Genomic DNA, 22,727 nt, shown 5'->3' with positions numbered 1-22,727 from the left:
TCGTGGTATCGTGCCAACGTTTTCTGTGACAGATAAGGAGATGGTATGGATATAGTGGTGATGTTTTTCTTATTTGGTTTGATTGCTGGTCTATTGCGCTCAGAGCTCAAGTTACCTGCTTCATTATATGAATCTCTTTCAGTTTTTTTACTGTTAGCGATTGGTTTGAAAGGTGGGCAGGGGCTGGCACAACAGGATTTATTACCGTTATTACCTCAGCTCGGCGCCGTGATTGCGCTTGGGGTATTACAAACTTTAATCGCATTTTTTATTTTAATAACTTTTGGCAAATTTGATCGTGCCAATGCTGCGGCGATGGCGGCACATTATGGTTCGGTGAGTGTTGCCACGTTTGCAGTGGGGAGCGATTGGCTCGCCTCGCGTGACATTTTCTTTGAATCGCAAATGGCGATTTTCTTAGCTGTCATGGAGGTGCCGGCCATTATGGTAGGCATTATTCTGGTACGTGGCATCAACAAAAACACCGAGTGGAAAGCACTAGCGCATGAAACTTTTTTGGGAAAAGGGGTAACCTTATTGCTCGGAGGGATGTTGATTGGTTGGGCCGCAGGGCCAGAGGGATTGGCTTCTGTAAAAGGTGTGTTCTTTGATTTATTCAAAGGGGCGTTAGCGTTGTTCCTGTTGGAAATGGGACTGATTGTGGCACGGCAAGCTGGAGATTTACGGCAACGTGGTATCTTTATCATCGGTTTTGGTGTGTTAATGCCGCTTTTCTCCGCTGTCTTAGGACTTAGCTGTGGGGCTTTGATTGGGCTGTCTATCGGTGGAATGACGCTGTTAGCGACACTGGCGGCGAGTGCTTCCTATATTGCAGTGCCAGCGGCAGTGCGGTTAGCGATTCCTGAAGCGAATCCAGCCTTGTCACTTGCTACAGTTTTGGGGGTGACGTTCCCATTTAACATCATGCTTGGCATCCCGTTTTATCACTATCTGGCTGAAACACTCTTTGGGGCATAACGATGGATCATCTAGAAAATCGCACACTGTTAACCATTATTACCGAAGCCGCTGTTGAACATGCTTTGCTAAAAGATTTAGAAAAACTCGGCATCAAAGGCTACACCGTGTCCGATGTGCGTGGGCGGGGGAGTCGTGGTGTCCGTGATGCCACGTGGGGCGAGGCAGCGAATATTCGTGTTGAAGTGATTTGTCAGCGCGAAGTGGCATTAAAAGCCTTGCAATTTATTCAGGACAAGTTCTATCAGAACTACGCCATGATTTCTTTCTTGCAAGACGTGGAAGTGCTGCGACCCGAGAAATTTTAGCGAAACCGTTGGCTGGCTGATGTTTAGCTGAATTCAGGGGTGCACTGAGTGTGTGCCCCTAATTTTTTCTGGCTAACAACCTGTCAGCCGCGAGGTTTACGGTTAAATCTGGTAAAGTGTTAGGTTTTTCTCGCTGTGATGAATTTGCGATGACTGAGCTTTCTCCTGTTGCCCGCCAAGCGGCACGCCGTCGTACCTTTGCAATTATTTCCCACCCCGACGCGGGTAAAACCACACTGACAGAAAAATTATTGCTTTTTTCTGGTGCAATTCAAACCGCTGGTACCGTCAAAGGCAAAAAATCCGGCAAGTTTGCGACGTCCGACTGGATGGAAATTGAGAAACAGCGGGGGATTTCCGTTGCTAGCTCGGTGATGCAGTTCGATTACTGCGACCATGTGGTGAATCTTCTTGATACCCCCGGTCACCAAGACTTTTCTGAGGATACCTACCGTGTATTGACGGCGGTGGACTCGGCCTTGATGGTGATTGATGCTGCTAAAGGGGTAGAAGAGCAAACCATCAAATTGCTGAATGTTTGTCGCCTACGCGACACGCCAATCGTCACCTTTATGAATAAGTATGACCGTGAGGTGCGCGATTCGTTAGAGCTATTAGATGAAGTCGAAAATATCCTCAAAATCCGTTGCGCCCCGATTACTTGGCCCATTGGAATGGGGAAAAATTTCCGTGGTGTGTACGACTTATTAAATGATCGCGTGGTGCTGTTCGAAGCTGGAGCAGAACGTCTACCGCATGAATTTGATATTATCGAAGGCCTGCAAAACCCACGGTTAGACGAGCTTTTTCCGTTGGAAATGGATGCACTACGCAATGAAATTGAATTGGTGCAGGCAGCCAGCCATCCTTTTGTTTTAGAAGAATTTTTAGCCGGTGAACTTACGCCTGTTTTCTTTGGCTCTGCGATCAATAATTTTGGCATTAAAGAAATTCTTGATTCTTTAATTGAATGGGCGCCAGCCCCTTCGCCACGCGATGCCACGGTGCGTAGCGTGGCCCCTGAAGAAGATAAATTCAGTGGTTTTATCTTCAAAATCCAAGCCAATATGGATCCGAAACATCGCGACCGGATTGCTTTCTTGCGTGTGTGCTCAGGCAAATTTGAACGTGGCATGAAAATCAAACACTTGCGGCTCAATCGCGATGTGGCTGCCAGTTCAGTCGTGACATTTATGGCGCATGATCGCGAGATTGTTGAAGAAGCGTGGCCGGGGGATATTATCGGTTTGCCTAACCACGGCAACATTCAGATTGGCGACTCGTTTAGCGAGGGGGAAATGCTGGCGTTTACGGGGATTCCTTTCTTTGCACCAGAGTTATTCCGCAGTGTTCGTATTAAAAACCCACTGAAATTGAAGCAACTGCAAAAAGGCCTGCAACAGCTTGGTGAAGAGGGTGCCGTACAGGTGTTTAAACCCATGAATGGCGGCGACTTGATTTTAGGTGCCGTAGGGGTGTTGCAGTTTGAAGTGGTGGCACATCGTTTGTTGACAGAATATGGTGTTGAAGCGGTGTTTGGTTCGTGCCCGATTTGGTCGGCCCGTTGGGTGAGCTGTGACAACCGCCAGAAATTCGATGAGTTCCAAAATAGTCTGGTGCATAATTTGGCGGAAGATGCGGCAGGCAGCTTGGCTTATTTAGCGCCTAACCGCGTCAATCTTGATTTAACCAAAGAACGGTGGCCCGATATCGCCTTCCATGAAACTCGAGAACATTCTGTCAAACTGTCATGATTGAATGGACCGCTCCCATTCGGGACCTGATACAAAGTCTGCCTAACCAGTGGGGGCCGGATATTATCCGGTCTTTGGTGTTGCTCATCAGTTTAGTCGTGGCCAATACCCTCACTGGCCGCGCCCTGATGCGACAAACTCAACTGAGTTTGGAAACCCGCCGGCGCTGGGCGGTTAATTTGCGGAATGTGCTGTTAATCATTGGCTTGTTGTTGTTTGTGATTATTTGGTTCCGCGAAATTGAAACCGTCGCTGTCTCTTTGGTGGCGATTGCTGCTGCCATTGCCATGTGCTATTCTGTTGGCGATCACATCGAGATCAACAACCTGCGCGGACGGGTGATCGACTTTAATTTGTTTGGTACCACGCTGATGGAAATTGGCCCCGGCCGCCATGCCCACCAACTGACAGGGCGCTTATTCACCATTCCAAACAGCCTATTGTTGACACATACTGTATTTCGTGAAGATTTTAGCGAGGAATACACCGTCCACGTGGTCAGTGTGCCGTTGGCAGTGGAAGCGGATTTATTACAGGCTGAAGCCATTTTGATGGCCGCTGCTACCGATATTTGTGCGCCTTTTATGGAAAAGGCACAAAAATTCATGGCCAAAATGGAAGCCATGCACATGGTTGACAGCCCTTCGGTAAAACCTCGGGCCTCGATTCAAATTGTGGATGAAAAACACGCTTTAGTGATGGTGAGAATTGGTATCCCACCGAGCCAAAAACAGAAAGTGGAGCAAGCTATCCTACATCGCTTTGTTGCAGAATTTTTCCAACAACACGCACGTAGCAGCACATAAAATGCACTGTCTCTCCGCCTGACATTAAGGAACCCGTTTTATGTTTACTGGAATTATTCAAGCCGTTGGGTTGATTTCTGCTGTCGAATCACGCGGTCCAGATTTGCGGCTTACCGTTGCCAGCAATGACTTAGATTTATCGGATGTCGCGCTTGGCGACAGCATCGCCCACAACGGCGTGTGCTTAACTGTGATCTCGCTGTTTGAGAAAGGCTATCAGGTTGATGTATCGCGTGAGTCGCTCAACTGCACCACAGGTTTGGAACACGCAGGACAAGAAGTCAATTTAGAAAAAGCCTTACGTCTTGCCGACCGTTTGGGGGGGCATTTGGTTTCTGGGCACGTCGATGGAGTGGGCGATGTGGTGCGTTTTGAGCCGGTTGGTGACTGTTGGGAACTCGACATCGCCGCACCTCAACGCCTTGCACGCTATATTGCTGCCAAAGGGTCGATTGCTGTTAACGGCGTGAGCCTGACCACCAATCGGGTTGAGGGCAATCGTTTTTCGATCAATTTGATTCCTCACACCTTACAGAACACGACATTAAAACATCTGAACACAGGCGAAAAAGTGAACTTAGAAGTTGATTTGATTGCTCGCTATGTGGAAAGAATGTATCAACCAGAAAGTGCCGCATAATGAATGGTTTATCACCAATGACTGAAATCATCGCCGATATCCGCATGGGTAAAATGGTGATTTTAGTGGACGATGAAGACAGAGAAAACGAAGGCGATATTATTCTCGCCGCTGATTTCGTGACGCCAGAGTTGATTAACTTTATGGCGAAATATGCGCGGGGCTTGATTTGTTTAACCTTGACCGAGCAGCGTTGCCAGCAGTTAAACCTGCCATTAATGGTCAATAACAACGGCTCGTCCCACGGCACCAACTTCACTTTGTCAATTGAAGCTGCCGAGGGTGTCTCAACCGGTATCTCCGCTGCAGACCGTGCGCGCACAATTCAAGCAGCGGTTGCACGTCATGCGAAGCCTTCCGACATTGTGCAACCCGGGCATATCTTCCCACTCAAGGCGCAAAACGGCGGGGTGTTGGTGCGGGCAGGCCATACCGAAGCCGGATGTGATTTAGCGGGTTTGGCAGGGTTAACACCGGCGGCAGTGATTTGTGAAATCATGAACGATGATGGCACGATGGCGCGCTTGCCGGAATTGATCGCCTTTGCACAAGAACATGGCTTAAAAGTGGGTACGATTGCTGACTTGATTGCCCACCGTAGCCAAACCGAAAGCCTGATTACCCATGTTGCAGAACGTCCGGTGAAAACCGCTTGGGGAGAGTTTATTCTCCATGCTTTCCGCGATGAAAGCAGTATGGCAACCCATCTTGCTATCGTTAAAGGCAAGATCACGGCAGAAAATGAGACTTTAGTACGTGTCCATGAGCCATTATCAGTGGTCGATTGGCTCGATATTGACGAACACTCCCATTCGTGGAGCGTGCCGCAAGTGCTGCAAAAATTCTCACAATCTGAACAAGGTGTGCTGATTTTGTTGCACAGCACAGAATCGGGCGATGATTTGCTGGCGCGAACTTTCCCTAACACGGCCCCTGCTGTTGCCAGAAAATGGGATCCAAAAACCTACGGTATTGGTGCACAAATGTTACGCACCTTAGGCGTGGGTAAAATGCGCCTGATGTCCAAACCGTTGAAAATTCCAAGCATGACGGGCTTTCATCTCGAAGTGTCTGGTTATGTTTTACCCGATGGCTCGTTGTTGTAACACCTATTGTCAGCAGGGCGCGATGGTGCCCTGCTCAATGAATTGAGCACAACCCGCTTTTTATTCTGATCTTTTCTTGTGGAGAATGTAATGCATTCCGATATCGTTACGCTGGCGCCAAATTTCGATGGCACCGGCCTTAAAATTGGCATTGTTGTTGCTCGCTTTAATGAAGATGTCTGTCATGGTTTACGCGATCGTTGTCTTGATGAGCTGATTCGCTTAGGTGTCAGCCCATCGGACATTGTGTTGTTAAGTGTTCCCGGTGCCTTAGAAATTCCTCTGGCTTTGCAAAATTTGGCCATGATGGAAGAAGAAGGTTTTGATGCGCTGATTGCTTTGGGCGCCGTGATTCGTGGTGAAACCTACCACTTTGAACTGGTTTCTAACGAGTCTGGCAGCGGTGTAACCCGTGTGGGTCTCGATTTTGATATTCCCATCGCTAACGGTATTTTAACAACCGAAAACGATGAACAAGCTTTGGCACGTTTAGACAAAGCGCGTGAATGTGCGCAATGTGCGGTGGAAATGGCCAACTTACAACGAGGATTGATCGAATTATGAAAACCGCCCGCCGCCGTGCTCGTGAGTTTGCCGTACAAGGCATTTATCAATGGCAACTCAATGGCCTCACCGCCTCTGCCATTGAAGCGCATCTGAAAGAAAACGACAGTTTTCGTAAAGCAGATGAAGCGTTGTTCCGTACCTTATTGTTCGGTGTGATTAACTATCACAGCGATCTTGATGTGGCATTAGCTCGTTTTTATGAACGGGCACCTGATGAAGTCAGCCCCGTTGAGCGAGCGATTTTACGGATGGGGGCGTTAGAGCTGCTGCGTCATCCAGAAACCCCCTCCCCAGTGATTATCAATGAGGCAATTGAAATTGCTAAAACGTTTGGCGGTACCGATGGCCACCGTTTTGTAAACGGCGTACTGGATAAATTGGCCGCAGAAGTACGTGCCGAAGAAAAACAAGCCCAGCGTCGCCCGCGTCCTGCGGCTATGCCTGCCGATGAATGAATTTGAACTGATCCGTCATTATTTCACCCGCCCTGTGTCGCATACTCGACTTGGGGTTGGTGATGATGCGGCGATTTTCAGCCCACGACAGGGGCATGAGCTACATGTCTCTGTCGATATGCTGGTCGCGGGTCGACATTTTTTTCCAGATGTTGACCCGTTTAAGCTGGGACATAAAACCTTGGCGGTCAATCTGTCTGATATGGCTGCAATGGGAGCAACGCCAAAATGGGTGTTGTTGGCCGCAGCTTTACCGGCGGTGGATGAAGATTGGGTAGCGAATTTTGCTCGGGGGTTTTTTGCACTTGCTGATCGCTATCAGGTTGACGTGATTGGTGGAGATACCACACGCGGGCCATTGACTTTGTCAGTCACCATTATCGGGGAAACACCACAAGGCTGTGCCCTACGGCGCGATCAAGCGAAGGTGGGCGATGATATTTGGCTCAGTGGTACGGTCGGCAGTGCTGCCATTGGCTTGGCCTGCCGACAACAACAACTGTCGCTCACGTCTGTTGAGCAGCAACAGGCCCTCGCTGCATTAGAACAACCAGAGCCACGGGTTGCGCTAGGACAAGCTTTATTATCCTGTGCCCATGCTGCGATTGATGTATCAGATGGTTTGTTGGCGGATTTAGGCCATATTTTGCAACGCTCTGGTGGGCTTGGTGCCACGCTGTGGTGGGATCAGATACCGGTGAATGCGCTGTGGCGAGATGCCGCATGGTTTAAACCGGAGTGGGCACTGGCAGGGGGGGATGATTATGAGTTGTGTTTTACCGCGCCCCGCTCGGCCAGAGAAAACATCGTTGATATGGCTCATCGCATTGGCATTCCTGTTTCTCGTATTGGTCAGGTCGAAGCGGCTCATACCGGTACGGTGGTGCTCGATACACACGGGCAGCCGATGCCGATAGAAAGGACCGGTTTTGACCATTTCGCGACGAGCTGATTGGAATTTCATCCTTTCTCATCCTGCCTATTTTATCGCCTTTGGTTTTGGTAGCGGTCTAGCTCCCTCGGCGCCGGGTACGGCAGGAACACTGTTTGCCTTACCCATGTTTGCCGCCTTTTTGTTGTTGGGGTTTACGCAACAGGCGCTGGCATGGGCCTGTATTCCGGCATTTTTGGTGGGTTGTTGGATTTGTGAGATCACAGGCAAGGCGTTGGGGCATCCCGATCATGGTGGTATGGTGTGGGATGAGATGGTGTCTATGTGGTTGTTGCTGTCCTTCTTGCCAACCAATGCCATGACGTGGTCGGTGGCTTTTATCGTATTCCGGTTTTTTGACACCATTAAGCCTTGGCCAATTAGCTGGCTTGATCGTCGGGTCAAGGGTGGTATCGGGGTGATGTTGGATGATCTGATTGCTGCAGGCTTTTCGCTCTTGGTCATGACCATCGTATTACAAAACGATCTGATTTAACTCTCTTTTCTTGGTACTGGTAATTGGTGCTGACTTGCACTATATTGCACCAATAGTATGAATATTGATGCGGTTTAACCCAACAGGACACCCACCATGAAAACTGTTCGTAAAACCATTACCTTGACCGATCAGCAAGATAACTGGATCAAAGCACAAATTAGCACAGGGCGTTATACGAATGACAGTGAGTTTATTCGTGATTTGATTCGGCGAGAGCAAGAACGCAGCCTTGAAATGGAGGCAATTCGTACCGCGTTGATTGAAGGCGAGGCCAGCGGCGAACCCAAGCCCTTTAATGCAGAGGCTTTTAAACAAAAGATGAGCCAACAACATGGCTGAGTATCGTCTGAGTCCTGCTGCCGAGCGTGATTTAGAAGCCATCTGGCTTTATACCAACCAACACTGGGGGAGAGAACAAGCGAATCGTTATATTGATCTTCTCACGTCGGCCTTTTCTGAGTTAGCACAAACACCCAAGATTGCACCTGCTTGTGACTACATTCGCTCAGGTTATCGCCGTCAAAATGTTGAACGCCATACAATATACTTTCGTTTAACAACCTACGGCATTGCTATTATTCGGATTCTGCACGAACGTATGGATGCAGCTCGTCATCTCTCATAAGAATATGCCGCCACATAATACTGAGCCATTTATCTATTCACCCCCCTGTGCACCACTAGAATGGCTCCACATCGATCCAGACTTTGTCATCATCAACAAACCAGCGGGTTTACTGTCACAACCGGGTCGTGACCCCAATCATTATGACAGTGCTTGGTCGCGTGTTCGGCAACAATATCCAACCGCAGAATTAGTCCACCGTTTGGATATGGACACTTCAGGTATTTTGTTATTTAGCTTGAACAAAAACAGCGAGCGCAGCTTAAAAATTCAATTTCAACAACGGCAAACCAAAAAACGCTATCTCGCGGAAGTGTCAGGGGTATTGGCTGCAAAACAGGGGGAAGTTGACTTACCATTGATTTGTGATTGGCCAAAACGCCCGCTACAAAAAGTCTGCTTTCAAGATGGCAAACCCTCGCAAACGCTATACCGTGTCTTAGAGCAGGATGACACCCGCGCCCGTGTTGCACTCTATCCGGTAACCGGACGATCACATCAGTTACGGGTTCACATGCTGGCGCTCGGTCATCCCATTATTGGTGATCGTTTTTATGCACCTACCGACATACAGTTAGCCAGTCCGCGTTTGTTGCTTCATGCCGAGTTTCTCCAGTTTTTCCATCCCAAACAGCACCATGAGATAAGTTGTACCGCTCCCTGTGAGTTTTAACTCGGTACGGCCTGTGGCAACGCGGTAGCGCCGTGGCGGAGTTGTCGCATGGCGCGGTCTAGCCCTTCCACTGTCAAGGGGAACATGCGGTTTTGCATCGCGTCTTTAATAAGACGAATCGAACCTGTCATTTCCCAAATCGGTTCTGCGACAGGATTTAACCAAACAGCGTGTCGAAAATGATTTAGCAAACGCCCCAACCACACTGAACCGGCTTCTTGGTTATGGTGTTCAACACTGCCGCCCGGATATAGGATTTCGTATGGGCTCATCGTCGCGTCGCCGACAAGAATCAATTTCCAATCCTGTCCTAAACGATGCAATACATCCCATGTGGATTCCGTTTCTTGCCACCGGCGTTGATTATCGCGCCACAGTTTTTCATACACGCAGTTGTGAAAATAATAGGTTTCAAGGTGCTTAAATTCACTTCGGACTGCTGAGAAAAGTTCTTCACAGGTATGGATATAATCATCCATCGACCCGCCAATATCAAACAATACCAATACCTTGACCGTGTTATGCAGCTCAGGCACAAACTGTAAATCTAAGAGTCCGCCTTGTCTGGCCGTGGCGCGTAAAGTGGCATCCAAATCTAAAACATCCGCAGCCCCCTCACGAGCAAATTCGCGCAAGCGGCGTAGCGCCACTTTGAGATTACGTGTACCCAACTCAACTTGATCGTCCAAATTACGAAACTCACGCTTATCCCACACTTTCACCGCACGGCGATGGCGTGATTCATGTTGTCCAATCCGTACCCCAGCTGGATTGTAACCATAGGCACCAAATGGACTGGTACCGCCGGTGCCAATCCATTTATTGCCCCCTTGATGGCGTTCTTTTTGTTCTGCTAAGCGTTCTTGTAACCGCCGCATCAGCTCATCAAAGCCCAACGCTTCGAGGGCTTTTTTCTCTTCTTCCGATAGAAATTTCTCGACCTGTTTGCGTAACCAATCCTCTGGGAGAGTGGTTTTCAGGTCTTGCAATGTGCTTTCAATCCCGTGGACGTATTGGCCAAACACTTGGTCAAAACGATCAAACCACTTTTCATCTTTCACTAAAACGGTTCGACTGAGGTAGTAAAACTCATCAATCGAGGCAAAAGCCAGCCGTGCCTGCATCGCCTGTAGCAACAACAGAAATTCTTTTAGGCTGACGGGTAGAGCGGCCTGACGTAAGGCAAGAAAAAAATCAATCAACATGGTGTACGTTGCTTTTCTGAAAGAGAGCAGTTAAGTTCATTAAAACGCTTGTTTGTCTTGAATGAGACAAGCCGCGATAACGATAACAAACAGATGATTCGTTTTGATCTCACGAGGAAACTATGGAGTCGGATTTTATTCGCTTGCAGCACTGCTTTACCCAACAACAGCGTGCCGCACGGCAACACCCTTATCCCACCCTAGCACAAAGGCAAGGCGATTTAACGGCGCTGGCTCAACTGCTGTTGGAATATCAACACGCCTTACAACAGGCGTTGGCTGCCGATTTTAGCCACCGCAGTGTGATTGAAACACAGTTGGCGGAAATTTTTCCCAGTTTACAGGCGATTAAGGACGCAAAAAAGCGTTTACCTCGTTGGATAAAATCCGAGAAACGTCATGTCTCGCTGTGGTTTCAACCGGCGCGGGCACAGGTGATGCCGCAACCATTGGGCGTGGTGGGAATTATTGTGCCGTGGAACTATCCGCTTTATCTGAGTTTCGGCCCGTTGGTTGCTGCGTTAGCCGCAGGAAATCGAGCCATGTTAAAACTCTCGGAATACACGCCACAAACGGCAATCGTGTTACAACAAGCATTTCATCGCTATTTCAGTGAAGACAAAATTGCGATTATCACGGGTGATGCCGCAGTCGCAGCAACATTTGCCCAACAACCGTGGGATCATCTGTTTTTTACCGGCTCGACAACGGTAGGGCACAAAGTGATGCAAGCTGCTGCGACAAACCTAACGCCGGTTACCTTAGAACTCGGCGGTAAATCGCCAGTGTTTATTGCATCGGATGCAGACATTGCTCACGCGGCGGAGCGAATTGCGGTGGGGAAATTGCTTAATGCAGGGCAAACCTGTGTTGCGCCAGATTATGTTTGGGTTCACGAGTCGCAACAAGCTGCTTTTATTGCACACTATCAACGTGCCGTAGGCCGTTACTACCCCCGCTTGCAACATAACCCCGATTACACTGCCATCATTCATCCACAGCATAAACAACGATTACACGCCTTGCTGGAAGAAGCTGTTGGACAAGGTGCGGAGGTGATAGAGATCAATCCTGCGCAAGAAGATCTCGGTATCAGCCAAAAGCTGGCGCCTTATTTGGTTTGTCAGACCCACCCGAGCATGAGACTGATGCAGGAGGAAATTTTTGGGCCAATTTTGCCGGTGGTGACGTATCGTGCCGAAGAAGAGGTACTGACTTGTTTACAAACTCAGCCCCGTCCGCTTGCTTTATATCTGTTTGATCGTAACCGACAACGGATTCAACGTTTTTTACAACATACCCATAGCGGTGGGGTGACCATTAACGATACTGTTTTACACGTGGCGCAGGATGATTTACCGTTTGGTGGCATTGGCGCGTCAGGGATGGGGCATTATCATGGCTATGAGGGGTTTTTAACTTTTAGCAAGCTCAAACCTGTTTTTGAGGTTGGACGATATTCTCCTCTGCCGTGGCTAAGCCCGCCCTATGGCAAACTGGTTAATACACTACTGCGTCTAATGTTACGCAAATAAAAGGGGGAGAGGCATGGTTACTCGGCGCCGTTTCCTACAGTGGGGCGCTGCATCGGTGGTCATTGCTGGCGCTGGCAGCTTAATCACCACATGGGATGATCCACCACATCCGGCTCACTTTCCGCCACCCGATGGGGGATGGCAAATCCTTCAACCACAACAACAAGCTTTTTGGCTGGCTTTGGCGCCTGCGGTGTTGCATCCCTTATGGCCAGTGTCGATGCCTCGCCAGCATGTAGAACGGTTTTTGCATCAGTTAGACAGCGTATTGGCCAATCTTGCCCATGAACAGCAAGAAGCGCTCAATGTATTGTTGCAGGCATTACGCAAGCGCTTATTTCGTCATGTGATTGCTGGGGTCTCTCATCCGTGGCAAGACGCCACACGGCAAGAGGTGGATGCGTTTTTACAGGACTGGCGGCACAGTTCGTTTACACATCTACGGGCAGGCTATCAAGGATTAAAAACCGTGGTTTTTGCTGCGTGGTATGCCGATCAACAGACATGGCCACACATTGGTTATCCTGGGCCACCCCATATTAAAAAATAATGAAAACAATATGCTAAAGGGGGAATAGATCGTGACGCCAGATCCTTACCGCAGTGGTTTATCCGCCGGTTGGCGGGTGATTGATGCAGCCGAGTTACCGGGGACAGTCGAGGCGGAATACGATGTTGTTATTATCGGCTCAGGCGCCGGTGGCGGCATGGCGGCTAAGTTGTTAACTGAAGCAGGGTTACATGTTGCCATTATTGAAGAAGGCCAACTGGCAACCTCAGTCGATTTCGATATGAATGAGGCCAATGCCTATTCAACGCTTTATCAACAAGCCGCTGCACAGAAAACCCGTGACATGGGGATTACCATTCTTCAAGGTCGAACCGTTGGCGGTTCAACCACGGTCAACTGGACAAGCAGCTTTCGCACGCCAACGGAAACGCTGACCTATTGGCGCGATCATTTAGATATGCGCGAATTTAGTCCGATTGAGCTTAAACCTTGGTTTGAACAGGTAGAAAGCTATTTGGATATTCGACCGTGGCAGGCTGATCCCAATGCAAACAATGCAGTGTTAGAGCGAGGCTGTAAAAAACTCGGGCTCAGCGTCGGGCGGGTAAAGCGCAATGTCCGAGGTTGTTGGAATCTTGGATATTGTGGCATGGGGTGCCCGACCAATGCTAAACGCTCGATGTTAACCACCACCATTCCCGCTGCGCTGGCGGCAGGCGCAACACTTTACACTCGCCTGCGCGCACAACGGTTTATTGAACGTAAAGGGACGGTAGAAGTGCTGCGGGCGGTGGCGATGCACGGCAGTGATGGCCGCATTCCCAAACCGGGTCATACCGTTTTGTTTCGGGCAAAGCATTTTATTGTTGCAGCCGGTGCGATTGGATCGCCTGCTTTGCTATTACGCAGCCAATTTCCTGATCCTTACAGCCAATTAGGTAAAAGAACCTTTTTGCATCCAGTCTGTTTGTCTGCCGCTGTGATGCCAAACAAAATCGAAGCATGGCAAGGGGCGCCACAAACTGTTTATTCGGATCACTTTTTACATCGTGATGACATTGATGGTCCGATTGGTTATAAGCTGGAAGTGCCTCCCGTACATCCCCTGCTTGCCGCCGTGACTTTACAGGGACACGGTGAAGGCCATGCGAAGTTGATGCAGCAATACCCCCATCTTCACGTCATGATCGCCTTGTTACGGGATGGTTTTCACCCTGATAGTAAAGGAGGGCAAGTTTTCTTAAACGCTGATGGTTCGGCTGTATTGGATTACGTGATGACTGATGCGTTGTGGGATGGGGTAAGACGTGCTTGGTTGAGCATGGCAGAAATCCAATTCGCTGCTGGCGCAAAATCAGTGTTACCCATCCACGAAGAAGCTGACCCTTATACTTCGTGGCAAGCCGCACAACAGGCGATTGCTGACTTACCGTTAGCCACACTCCAAGCCAAATTGGTCAGCGCCCATGTGATGGGAGGCTGTGCAATGAGTGCGAGAGAAGAAAAAGGGGTCGTCAACAGCTATGGTAGACATTGGCAGGTCGATAATTTGTCAGTGATTGATGGCTCGATTTTTCCAACAAGCGTTGGCACCAATCCGCAACTGTCGATTTATGCGCTTGCCGTCCGCAATACCACGCGCTTGGCACGGGAATTAACAGGAAAAACGGTTTCGCTTATTCCTGACAGCCCATAATAAAAAAACCGCCCCGATGTTGGGGCGGTTTAAAGCATGTTGAGGATCACGTGGTTTTAGGTTGTTCTTGGTTGCGTGTTTTATGTAGCGAGTACAACACACCGAAGGTCAATAGACTGAGCGTAACACTCAAAGATAACCATGTGGGAATCTTCAAGCTAATCAGGTCAATCCCATTAAAGTACACCAGTGCCACTTTAATACCGATGAACACTAGCACTCCAGCTAACGCATATTTTAGGTAGTGGAAGCGGTGCACCATTGCCGCGAGCGCAAAATACAGGGCCCGTAAACCTAAGATCGCAAAAATGTTTGAGGTGTAGACAATAAAGGGGTCTTGGGTGATGGCAAAGATAGCGGGGATGCTATCAACCGCAAATACCAAGTCCGCACTTTCTACTAGCAGCAAGGCAAGGAACAGCGGTGTTGCCCACCAGCCTTTTGCCAATTGATGGTCTTCTCCTCGAACCCAAAATTTCTCCTGATGCAAAGTAGGTGTCAACCGTAAGTGTTTACGCAAGAACTGATAGAGGCGGTTTTTATCTAACGAAACTTCTATCTCATCGTTAGAAAACAGCATCTTCAGACCTGTGAAGACCAAGAACAGGCCAAACAACACTAACACCCACTGGAATTCAGCTACTAGTAAAGCGCCCAAGCCGATCATGATGGCCCGCATCACGATCACACCCAAAATCCCCCAGAACAACACCCGATGTTGATAAATCCGTGGCACGGCTAAGCTGGTAAAAATCAGAGAGATCACAAACACATTGTCCATCGAGAGTGATTTCTCGACTAAATAGCCTGTTAAATAGGCCATCCCAGCCTCTGCCCCCTGATACCACCACAGCCAAGCCCCAAACAACAGGCCAAGGGTGATATAGAAGGCAGACAGCTTTAAGCTTTCCGCCACCCCAATTTCATGTTGATCGCGGTGTAATACCCCAAGGTCAAACGCTAACAGAGCAATCACCACGAAAAAGAACATGAGCCATACCCATATCGGGTAGCCGATAAAGAGCTGGAATAGAAATTCCATCGATTGCCCTGCCTTTCCGTTATTTGCCTTAAGTTAAGAAGTTAAGCTCAATGCCACAACGCTTTGTTGTTCCTGCGATAAGGTGCTGCGTTGGTTATGTTGCAAAATCGCGCGGTGGTCGATGTTCCATTGGGTGGACATCGCTCGCAGGACAAAAAATTCTTTTTCGCTGATGTATTCATCAGCTGCGATAAGATGAACGGCCAGTTTAAAGACTTCAGTTTGTAAATCCGTATCATCAACTTCTTGCAGCAGACTTTTCAGCGTTTGATTATCCAAAGAACATGCTTCAGTCCAAGAAAGATTGTGTTGATAGCTCAAATCTTCACAAAAGCCGTTTAACACGGTTTCCCACGCGTCTGGCGAGTTGGAAAAGCGTTGCAACAGGCTTTGGTTTTTCAGCCAAGACAATTCTTCTTTTGCCAAGTGACCATCGGCCAACATGACCAATACCAACAAACGCAACACCGATTGTTCACTGTTTTTAGGGTAACTACGCATCGCCTGTTCTCCTTGTGTAGATGATTTGCGTGTTGTTCACGCGACAGACGAAATGTAGCCCATTTCTTATTTCTAAAAAATCAGATATAAATGAAGTCATATTCAGAAAAAAAGGGATTTTCACATTATGAAAAAGCGTGATGTAAGAGAAACGATAGCGGAGCGTATTCAAACCGATCCTGCTTTTGCCCAAGCTCTACTTGATGAAGCAATCTCGCTGTTTCTTGATGGTGAACCTAACACTGCTAAATTGATTTTGCGTGACTTAGTCAATGCTACTGTTGGGTTTGAATCGTTGGCAGAAGAAATACATAAACCGGCAAAAAGCTTACACCGTATGCTTTCTGCCACAGGCAACCCGACTATGAATAATCTTTCAGCAATTTTTGCTGCCATTACCCGCGCCCTTAAAGTAGAAGTTCATACCCACGTGGTAGCGGCTTAGCAATGAGCCAACATTTTAGCTATCGCCATCTCTATTACTTCTGGGTTGTGGCAACCGAGGGGGGAATGGGAAAGGCGGCGAATCGGTTGGGAATGGCCATTCAAACCATCAGTACCCAAGTTCGTGAACTTGAAAAACAACTTGGGCATGAATTATTGCGCCCAGCAGGGCGGGGGTTGGAATTGACACCGGCCGGACGTGTTGCCCTACAACAAGCAGATCAAATTTTTCAGCTTGGAGAGCAATTACCGCAACGCTTACGCGATGCAACACAGCAAGCGAATGTGTTGTTGCGAGTGGGGACCTCTGATGGATTACCAAAAATTGTGGTGAGCCGCTTACTTGACCCCATTATTCGCCTCCCAAACATCAGATTGATTGTTGAAGAAGGGGAGTTTGACGAGCTATGCGGACAACTCGCCTTGCACAAATTAGATGTTGTTTTAGCTGATCGTGCGTTGGGGGCCAATCCTAACCTTAAATTGCATGACCACCAGCTAGGACGTTCTGCGCTGGCGTGGTATGCCACTGAATCGCTGTTGGCTCAGCTCGATTCGAATCATACAAACAACACCTTACCGCAATGCCTCGCACAACTGCCGATGTTATTGCCCAGCCGCCATGCCGCAGTGCGTTTGCGAATTGACCTATGGCTAGAACAACACAACATTGTGCCGAATATCATTGGTGAATTTGAAGACAGTGCTTTACTCAAAACCTTTGGTGCTCAAGGGTTAGGTGTGTTTCCTGCGCCGGAGTGGGTGCATGATGATTTACAACGGCGTTATGGTGTGCGTTATCTCGGCCAATCCGAAGGACTGGAAGAACAGTTCTTTGCCATTGCTACTACCAAAAAAGTACAACACCCCTTGGTGAGTCAATTACTCGCTGCTGCGGCAAGCCATCTCGAAGAAAAATCGGTTTAACCTTTCAAGCGGCGGTAGAGCGTATTTCGGCTAATCCCTAGCTGCCGTGCTGCCTGTGACACATTACCACCGCAAGCAGAAAGCGCCTGTTCAATCGCCTGTTGCGAGAGTCGCTCTAAAGTCGTGGTATCCGCTGTTTGGTTTGATGAGGGTAGAGGTGTCAAAGCAGTGAGCATGTCGTCTGATAAATGCGGCCAATCAATTAGATTGTCGTCTTGTTCCAACAGAGTAACCGCTGTCAATATCACATTATTAAGCTGGCGCAAATTACCGGGCCAACTGTAGTGTTGTAACGCCTGTTGTAGCGAGGGAGAAATCATGCAGAATTTTTCGGGGCTGTGTTGTTGCAACAGACTACGCAACAAAATCAAAAAATCACTGCGTTCACGTAACGCAGGCACCACCAGCGCCATGCCATTTAATCGATAGTACAAATCGGCCCGAAACTGGCCACTGGCAATATCCTGTGGTAGGTTACGATGGGTGGCACAGACAAGAGAAAAATCGACTTTGATCGCTTTTCCGCCGCCAAGTGGCGTGACCTCTCGTTCTTGTAATACCCGTAATAAGCGACTTTGAAGAGACAAAGGCATATCACCGATTTCGTCGAGGAAAAGTGTGCCGCCGTGTGCTTCCACAATTCTTCCGCGATAGCCTTCACGTCGCGCTCCTGTGAAAGCACCAGCGGTATAACCGAATAATTCCGACTCAATCAATTGCTCTGGCAATGCCGCACAGTTGATGGCAACAAAAAGGCCATTCTTTCGTTGGCCACTTTCATGAATCGCTTTAGCAAACCATTCTTTGCCAACACCGGATTCACCATGTAAAAGAATAGGAATTGCGGTTCCTGCAACTTTTCTCGCTTTATGCACCAATTTTTGGATCGCCTCATCGCCGGTATCCAACCTAGACAAAGCATCTTGGACGTGAACTGTTTTTTGGTCTCTGGTGGCGTGTGTGTTTTTATTGGGTAACACAACCTGCACATATAAGGTCTTGCCCTTCGCCAACGACATGGGTAACAGATGATGCAGATTTCTATGTTGCGACAGTTGTTGTTCTAACCACAGGCGCAAAGGAAATTGTGATAGCTCAACATAACTGAGCTCTAACATTTCCAACGCAGCACGGTTAGCCGCGTGCCCAATTCCTTGTTCTGACAGCACAATAATGCCTTCACCGACCGTACCAATTCCCTTTGGATGAGGGTGGAGATGTAAACGCATGGCATTTTGATACCGCGACAATAACAATTTGTTTTCGATCATCTGTGCCGCAGTTTTGACCAAACCGCCGGTATGGGGATGATAGCGTTGCACCTCGCTCGAAATATCAATCACACCTAATATCTGGCCTTGTGGATCGTAAAGAGGGGCAGCGGTACAAGTTAAGATACTGTTTTGCTCTAAAAAATGCTCGGCCCCTCGGATGGCAATCGCGCTGTATTCCGCCAAGGCTGTCCCAATGGCATTGGTGCCGCGATGATTTTCTTGCCATGAGGCCCCGGGGGCTAAAGCGACTTGTTCGGCTTTTGGTAAGAAATCCCCATCACCTAACACATGCAGCAATGTCCCACTGTGATCAGCCAATACCACCATGCTATTAGAGTGCTTCACTTGGCTAAACAGATGCTCCATCACGGGTTGTGCATGACTGACCAACTCTTGATGTTCTTCTAATCGTTGTTTGAGTAGATTGTCATGCAATGCTGGCACATCTTTGACGGTACGACTGGGTGATAACCCTGCTTTTGCACAACGCAGCCAAGATCGGGCTAGACGATCACTGATCAGTCCTTGCGGTAGGGCTTGGTCAGACAATAAATATTGTCGTGCAGTGTGCAAAGAGGCTTCTAACTCTAAAAACATGGCTCACGGCTCCTCGTTTTCCCCTTCTTTTCTTAAGAAAGGTCAGCTGTTTTCTTTGAAACAGTTTTGATTCGGGCAGTATAGAGCGCCATGCCGTAAGAGGCGAAAGTTATTACACGTGTTGTCCAAACTACGCTGTTTCAGCTGTCACGTGACAGTGTGTCAATTTGCAACACTATGCCGCGAACTATTGCAGCGCAGTAATTTAATTTATCTCAAAAAAACAAAACACTAGCTTATTTTTTCGAGTTGGCACAAGGATTGATACTGATAGGGCAATCGACGGTTCGTCGGTTTTATAACAACGAGGAGATTGAGCATGATTTACACCCTACCTGGCACCACCGGCGCAAAACATCAGTACAAAACCCACTATGACAACTTTATCAATGGCAAGTGGACACCACCGGTTCGTGGCGAATATTTTGATGTGATTACTCCCCTCACCGGTCAGCCATATACCAAAGCGGCTCGTTCTGGTGCTGATGATATCGAATTGGCGTTGGATGCAGCGCATGCTGCAGCTGAAAAGTGGGGGAAAACCTCGCCGGCAGAGCGTTCTAATATTTTGCTCAAAATTGCCGACCGGATTGAAGCCAATCTTGAATGCTTGGCCTACGTTGAAACCGTCGATAACGGCAAGGCCATTCGCGAAACCCTGAATGCAGATATTCCACTGGCTGTTGACCACTTCCGTTATTTTGCCGGTTGCTTACGCTCGCAAGAAGGCTCGATCTCTGAAATCGATGAAAACACCATCGCCTATCATTTTCATGAACCCTTAGGTGTGGTTGGGCAGATTATTCCGTGGAATTTCCCAATTTTGATGGCGGCGTGGAAGCTGGCACCGGCACTCGGTGCAGGTAACTGCGTTGTGCTCAAACCAGCAGAATCGACCCCCATCAGTATTTTGGTGATGATGGAGCTGATTGCCGATTTGCTGCCGCCGGGAGTATTGAACATTGTTAACGGTTTGGGACGTGAAGCAGGGATGCCGCTGGCGACTAGCCGCCGGATTGCCAAAATTGCCTTCACTGGCTCTACCGCCACTGGCCGTGTTATTGCACAAGCCGCCGCGCAAAGTTTGATTCCAGCGACGCTAGAACTTGGCGGTAAATCGCCCAATATCTTCTTTGCTGATGTTGCAGCACAAGATGATGATTTCTTTGATAAAGCTATTGAAGGTCTGGTGCTGTTTGCTTTCAACCAAGGCGAAGTCTGCACCTGCCCAAGTCGCGCACTGATCCATGAATCAATTTATGATCGCTTTATGGAAAGAGTGTTGGCACGGGTACGGGCAATTAAACAAGGCAGCCCTCTCGACACCGAGACCATGATGGGTGCTCAAGCTTCGCAAGAGCAGATGAACAAAATTATGGCTTACTTGGAAATTGGCCGTCAGGAACAAGCCGAGTGTTTAATTGGTGGTGATCGTGCACATTTGGATGGTGAATTGGCTGGTGGTTACTACATCCAACCAACCCTGTTCAAAGGCCACAATAAAATGCGGATTTTCCAAGAAGAAATTTTTGGCCCCGTGTTAGCCGTCACAACATTTAGCACAGAAGAAGAAGCACTGGCGATTGCCAACGACACGCCTTATGGCCTAGGCGCTGGGGTGTGGAGCCGTGATGGCAATACCGCTTATCGCATGGGCCGTGGTATTAAAGCGGGTCGTGTGTGGACAAACTGCTATCATGCTTATCCAGCGCATGCCACATTCGGTGGCTATAAAGAGTCGGGTATTGGCCGCGAAACGCACAAAATGATGTTGGATCACTATCAACAAACTAAAAACCTTTTGGTGAGCTACAGCCCGAAACCATTAGGGTTCTTCTAATTAAGCATGATTGAACATAGCCCTTGCATAAGGCAAGGGCTATTTTTTAGCCTTTTTTCAGCGTTATTTGCATCACATCAGTCCGTCCGGAGATAAAACCAGCTTCGCAATAAGCAAGGTAAAACCGCCACAACCGGATAAATGCATCGTCAAAACCTAAGTTTTTCACCATCGCAAGTTTGTTTTCAAAATTATATTGCCATCGACGCAAGGTTTCTGCGTAATCTTGGCCAAATAAAATGGGTTTACTCGTTTTAAATCCATGTAATCGCGCATGAGCAACGAATTTTTCCACCGAAGGTAACATCCCGCCCGGAAAAATATATTGTTGGATAAAATCAGTATTTTTTCGATATGACTCGAATCTTCCGTCTTCAATGGTAATTGTTTGAATCACTGCTTTTCCCTCCGGTTTGAGGCATTCCATTATTTTTTGGAAATAAACTTTCCAATATTGTTCGCCAACCGCTTCAAACATCTCAATGGAGACAATATGATCGTACTGTTGCTTAATTTTTCGATAATCGGTTAATTGAACTTTTCCACGATCAGAAAAGCCTTTTTCTGCTAATCTTTTTTCTGCCCATGCTTTTTGTTCACTTGATAACGTCACACCATCCACACGGCAACCCGTTTTCTCAATTGCGTACTCCATAAAACCACCCCAGCCACAACCTATTTCTAAAATATGGCTGTCTTGGGTAATATTCAGCTGTTGCAAAATCTGGTCATATTTATTGATTTGTGCACAGGTCAGCGATGTTTTGTGATTGCCATAATACATCGCCGCAGAATAGCTCATCGAGCTGTCTAACCATAGCTGATAAAAGTCATTACCCAAATCATAGTGGGCGTGGATATTTTTTCGGCTACCGCGTAAAGTATTCGCTCGAGTCAGATGTTTTAGCCAATAGCCCAGTTTATGCCACCATTTACCTTCAATGAGGGGTGATAAAATTTTCTCATTTAAAAGGGCAAGCAATAGCAACTGTGTCCAATCGTCAGAATCAATCCAACCATCTCGATATGCCTCTGCAAGACCAATATCCCCATGCGTTATAATTTTACTCACCGCACGCCAATCACCAATATAAACAACAGCATGAGGGCCAGGTTCGGCAGCAGAGAACGAAAAATGTTCGCCATTCGGTGTATAGCAATCGAGAGAGCCAATCTGAATATGCTGTAGCAAATTAAACAAAAAACGTCCGTGGGTTGGAATATGGCTCATCTCAACAGCAGTTAATGTTGATGCACTCATTAGGAATTCTCCACAGAAGAAATAATCTGGCCTTTTTTTCCGTAAAAAGGCGTTTTTTTATGCCAAAGCTTCATGGCTTGCCAATGAATACGCAACCACACCAATAAGGTTTGCCAACCGTATTGCCATAGTAATTTTGGCAGATGCTTTTTCTCGAGCAAAGCCGACTCACCGGACTGAACAGCATAAAAAGCCCGTTTTCGATCTGTCTCACAATCATATTCAATGCTAATGGTGAGTTGATTATTATTCGGTGTGATAAATCGGAAGTAATAGCAACCGGAGACTTGGTAAAACGGTGAGACATGAAATTTTTTTTCTTGCGCGAAAACATCACCAGAGCGAATAGGTTTAAAGCTTTCATGGTGAAGCAGGTAGTCATGATGCTCACCAAAGGTATTATTGACTTCAACCCATACCGCAATTAGCTCAGACCGTGGGTTATAAATAAAATAAAAGCTAACAGGATTAAATACATAGCCAAATAAACTAGGTTGCGTATGTAAAACAATCTCGCCAATTTCTGGCAAATGGTTTTGTTGTAGTTTTTCA

Annotated in this window: 25 protein-coding genes; 19 read left to right on the top strand and 6 right to left on the bottom strand. The window is 47.8% G+C overall.

All coding sequences use genetic code 11. From position 1 onward, the window contains the following. Positions 1–45 precede the first annotated feature (45 nt). From ACTBZS_RS08780 to ACTBZS_RS08720, 13 genes are all read left to right on the top strand, one after another. Positions 46–978 (top strand): sodium-dependent bicarbonate transport family permease, encoded by a 933-nt coding sequence (locus ACTBZS_RS08780; protein ID WP_463043872.1) that lies wholly within the window; start codon positions 46–48, stop codon positions 976–978. A gap of 2 nt (positions 979–980) precedes the next feature. Then, positions 981–1,286 carry a P-II family nitrogen regulator gene (locus tag ACTBZS_RS08775; protein WP_460429732.1) on the top strand — a complete coding sequence of 102 codons (306 nt, stop codon included), beginning with the start codon at positions 981–983 and terminating at the stop codon, positions 1,284–1,286. 149 nt (positions 1,287–1,435) lie between these two features. After that, entirely contained in the window at positions 1,436–3,040 is a 1,605-nt protein-coding gene (locus tag ACTBZS_RS08770; RefSeq protein WP_460429733.1) for a peptide chain release factor 3, read from the top strand. Next, a complete protein-coding gene (locus ACTBZS_RS08765) occupies positions 3,037–3,846 on the top strand; it encodes a mechanosensitive ion channel domain-containing protein (protein WP_463043871.1) in 810 nt (269 codons plus the stop codon). Before ACTBZS_RS08770 ends, ACTBZS_RS08765 begins: the two co-directional genes overlap by 4 nt. Positions 3,847–3,886: 40 nt before the next feature. Beyond that, positions 3,887–4,486 carry a riboflavin synthase gene (locus ACTBZS_RS08760; protein WP_463043870.1) on the top strand — a complete coding sequence of 200 codons (600 nt, stop codon included), beginning with the start codon at positions 3,887–3,889 and terminating at the stop codon, positions 4,484–4,486. Beyond that, complete coding sequence (gene ribBA, locus ACTBZS_RS08755) at positions 4,486–5,592, top strand: bifunctional 3,4-dihydroxy-2-butanone-4-phosphate synthase/GTP cyclohydrolase II (protein ID WP_460429736.1); 1,107 nt, start codon at positions 4,486–4,488, stop codon at positions 5,590–5,592. The genes ACTBZS_RS08760 and ribBA overlap by 1 nt, the downstream gene beginning before the upstream one ends. Before the next feature lie 90 nt (positions 5,593–5,682). After that, a complete protein-coding gene (ribH, locus tag ACTBZS_RS08750) occupies positions 5,683–6,156 on the top strand; it encodes a 6,7-dimethyl-8-ribityllumazine synthase (RefSeq protein ID WP_460429737.1) in 474 nt (157 codons plus the stop codon). Further along, positions 6,153–6,614: a transcription antitermination factor NusB gene (nusB, locus tag ACTBZS_RS08745; RefSeq protein WP_463043869.1), complete on the top strand. Its 462-nt coding sequence runs from the start codon at positions 6,153–6,155 to the stop codon at positions 6,612–6,614. Before ribH ends, nusB begins: the two co-directional genes overlap by 4 nt. Next, positions 6,607–7,566: a thiamine-phosphate kinase gene (thiL, locus tag ACTBZS_RS08740; protein ID WP_463043868.1), complete on the top strand. Its 960-nt coding sequence runs from the start codon at positions 6,607–6,609 to the stop codon at positions 7,564–7,566. The genes nusB and thiL overlap by 8 nt, the downstream gene beginning before the upstream one ends. After that, positions 7,544–8,041: a phosphatidylglycerophosphatase A family protein gene (locus ACTBZS_RS08735; protein ID WP_022653351.1), complete on the top strand. Its 498-nt coding sequence runs from the start codon at positions 7,544–7,546 to the stop codon at positions 8,039–8,041. The genes thiL and ACTBZS_RS08735 overlap by 23 nt, the downstream gene beginning before the upstream one ends. 96 nt (positions 8,042–8,137) lie before the next feature. Then, the gene (locus tag ACTBZS_RS08730) at positions 8,138–8,383 is read left to right on the top strand and encodes a type II toxin-antitoxin system ParD family antitoxin (RefSeq protein WP_022653350.1); all 246 of its coding nucleotides are present in this window, start codon (positions 8,138–8,140) and stop codon (positions 8,381–8,383) included. Beyond that, positions 8,376–8,669 (top strand): type II toxin-antitoxin system RelE/ParE family toxin, encoded by a 294-nt coding sequence (locus ACTBZS_RS08725; protein WP_463043867.1) that lies wholly within the window; start codon positions 8,376–8,378, stop codon positions 8,667–8,669. Before ACTBZS_RS08730 ends, ACTBZS_RS08725 begins: the two co-directional genes overlap by 8 nt. Then, the gene (locus ACTBZS_RS08720) at positions 8,647–9,342 is read left to right on the top strand and encodes a pseudouridine synthase (protein ID WP_463043866.1); all 696 of its coding nucleotides are present in this window, start codon (positions 8,647–8,649) and stop codon (positions 9,340–9,342) included. Before ACTBZS_RS08725 ends, ACTBZS_RS08720 begins: the two co-directional genes overlap by 23 nt. Here ACTBZS_RS08720 and ACTBZS_RS08715 read toward each other — a convergent pair. Further along, positions 9,339–10,547: a vWA domain-containing protein gene (locus ACTBZS_RS08715; protein WP_463043865.1), complete on the bottom strand. Its 1,209-nt coding sequence runs from the start codon at positions 10,545–10,547 to the stop codon at positions 9,339–9,341. The genes ACTBZS_RS08720 and ACTBZS_RS08715 overlap by 4 nt on opposite strands. A 122-nt stretch (positions 10,548–10,669) precedes the next feature. On the opposite strand from ACTBZS_RS08715, the gene ACTBZS_RS08710 reads away from it, so the two are divergent. The 3 genes from ACTBZS_RS08710 to ACTBZS_RS08700 are packed head-to-tail and all read left to right on the top strand — an operon-like array spanning position 10,670 to position 14,289. After that, on the top strand, positions 10,670–12,082 hold the full coding sequence (locus tag ACTBZS_RS08710; protein ID WP_463043864.1) for a coniferyl aldehyde dehydrogenase: 1,413 nt from the start codon (positions 10,670–10,672) through the stop codon (positions 12,080–12,082). Between the two features lie 13 nt (positions 12,083–12,095). Next, on the top strand, positions 12,096–12,632 hold the full coding sequence (locus tag ACTBZS_RS08705; protein WP_463043863.1) for a hypothetical protein: 537 nt from the start codon (positions 12,096–12,098) through the stop codon (positions 12,630–12,632). A 31-nt stretch (positions 12,633–12,663) separates the two neighbouring features. After that, complete coding sequence (locus ACTBZS_RS08700; RefSeq protein ID WP_460429745.1) at positions 12,664–14,289, top strand: GMC family oxidoreductase N-terminal domain-containing protein; 1,626 nt, start codon at positions 12,664–12,666, stop codon at positions 14,287–14,289. Between the two features lie 46 nt (positions 14,290–14,335). Here ACTBZS_RS08700 and ACTBZS_RS08695 read toward each other — a convergent pair whose 3' ends face one another. Together ACTBZS_RS08695 and ACTBZS_RS08690 are read right to left on the bottom strand one after the other, a co-directional pair. After that, on the bottom strand, positions 14,336–15,331 hold the full coding sequence (locus tag ACTBZS_RS08695; RefSeq protein WP_463043862.1) for a TerC family protein: 996 nt from the start codon (positions 15,329–15,331) through the stop codon (positions 14,336–14,338). 33 nt (positions 15,332–15,364) lie between these two features. Then, complete coding sequence (locus tag ACTBZS_RS08690; protein ID WP_460429747.1) at positions 15,365–15,832, bottom strand: tellurite resistance TerB family protein; 468 nt, start codon at positions 15,830–15,832, stop codon at positions 15,365–15,367. 127 nt (positions 15,833–15,959) lie between these two features. Here ACTBZS_RS08690 and ACTBZS_RS08685 point away from each other — a divergent pair, with 127 nt between their 5' ends. Together ACTBZS_RS08685 and ACTBZS_RS08680 are read left to right on the top strand one after the other, a co-directional pair. Further along, positions 15,960–16,277, top strand: a complete 318-nt coding sequence (locus tag ACTBZS_RS08685) for a helix-turn-helix domain-containing transcriptional regulator (protein WP_460429748.1) — start codon at positions 15,960–15,962, stop codon at positions 16,275–16,277. Positions 16,278–16,279: 2 nt separating this feature from the next. After that, on the top strand, positions 16,280–17,203 hold the full coding sequence (locus ACTBZS_RS08680; RefSeq protein WP_463043861.1) for a LysR family transcriptional regulator: 924 nt from the start codon (positions 16,280–16,282) through the stop codon (positions 17,201–17,203). On the opposite strand, the gene ACTBZS_RS08675 is transcribed toward ACTBZS_RS08680, so the two are convergent. Continuing rightward, positions 17,200–19,074, bottom strand: coding sequence for a sigma-54-dependent Fis family transcriptional regulator (locus ACTBZS_RS08675; protein ID WP_463043860.1), 1,875 nt, complete (start codon positions 19,072–19,074; stop codon positions 17,200–17,202). The genes ACTBZS_RS08680 and ACTBZS_RS08675 overlap by 4 nt on opposite strands. A 319-nt stretch (positions 19,075–19,393) precedes the next feature. Between ACTBZS_RS08675 and adh the strand changes: the two genes are divergently transcribed. Continuing rightward, positions 19,394–20,914: an aldehyde dehydrogenase gene (gene adh / locus ACTBZS_RS08670; protein ID WP_460429751.1), complete on the top strand. Its 1,521-nt coding sequence runs from the start codon at positions 19,394–19,396 to the stop codon at positions 20,912–20,914. A gap of 46 nt (positions 20,915–20,960) precedes the next feature. On the opposite strand, the gene ACTBZS_RS08665 is transcribed toward adh, so the two are convergent. Further along, a complete protein-coding gene (locus tag ACTBZS_RS08665; RefSeq protein ID WP_463043859.1) occupies positions 20,961–22,175 on the bottom strand; it encodes a class I SAM-dependent methyltransferase in 1,215 nt (404 codons plus the stop codon). Further along, a partial coding sequence (locus ACTBZS_RS08660) for a DUF1365 domain-containing protein (protein ID WP_463043858.1) occupies positions 22,175–22,727 on the bottom strand: 553 nt, incomplete at its 5' end. The genes ACTBZS_RS08665 and ACTBZS_RS08660, both read right to left, overlap by 1 nt.

The sequence above is a fragment of the Aquaspirillum sp. genome (genome assembly GCF_055136605.1).
The sequence above is the reverse complement of the archived record's forward strand: the minus strand, read 5'-3'. Positions and strand labels throughout refer to the sequence as shown.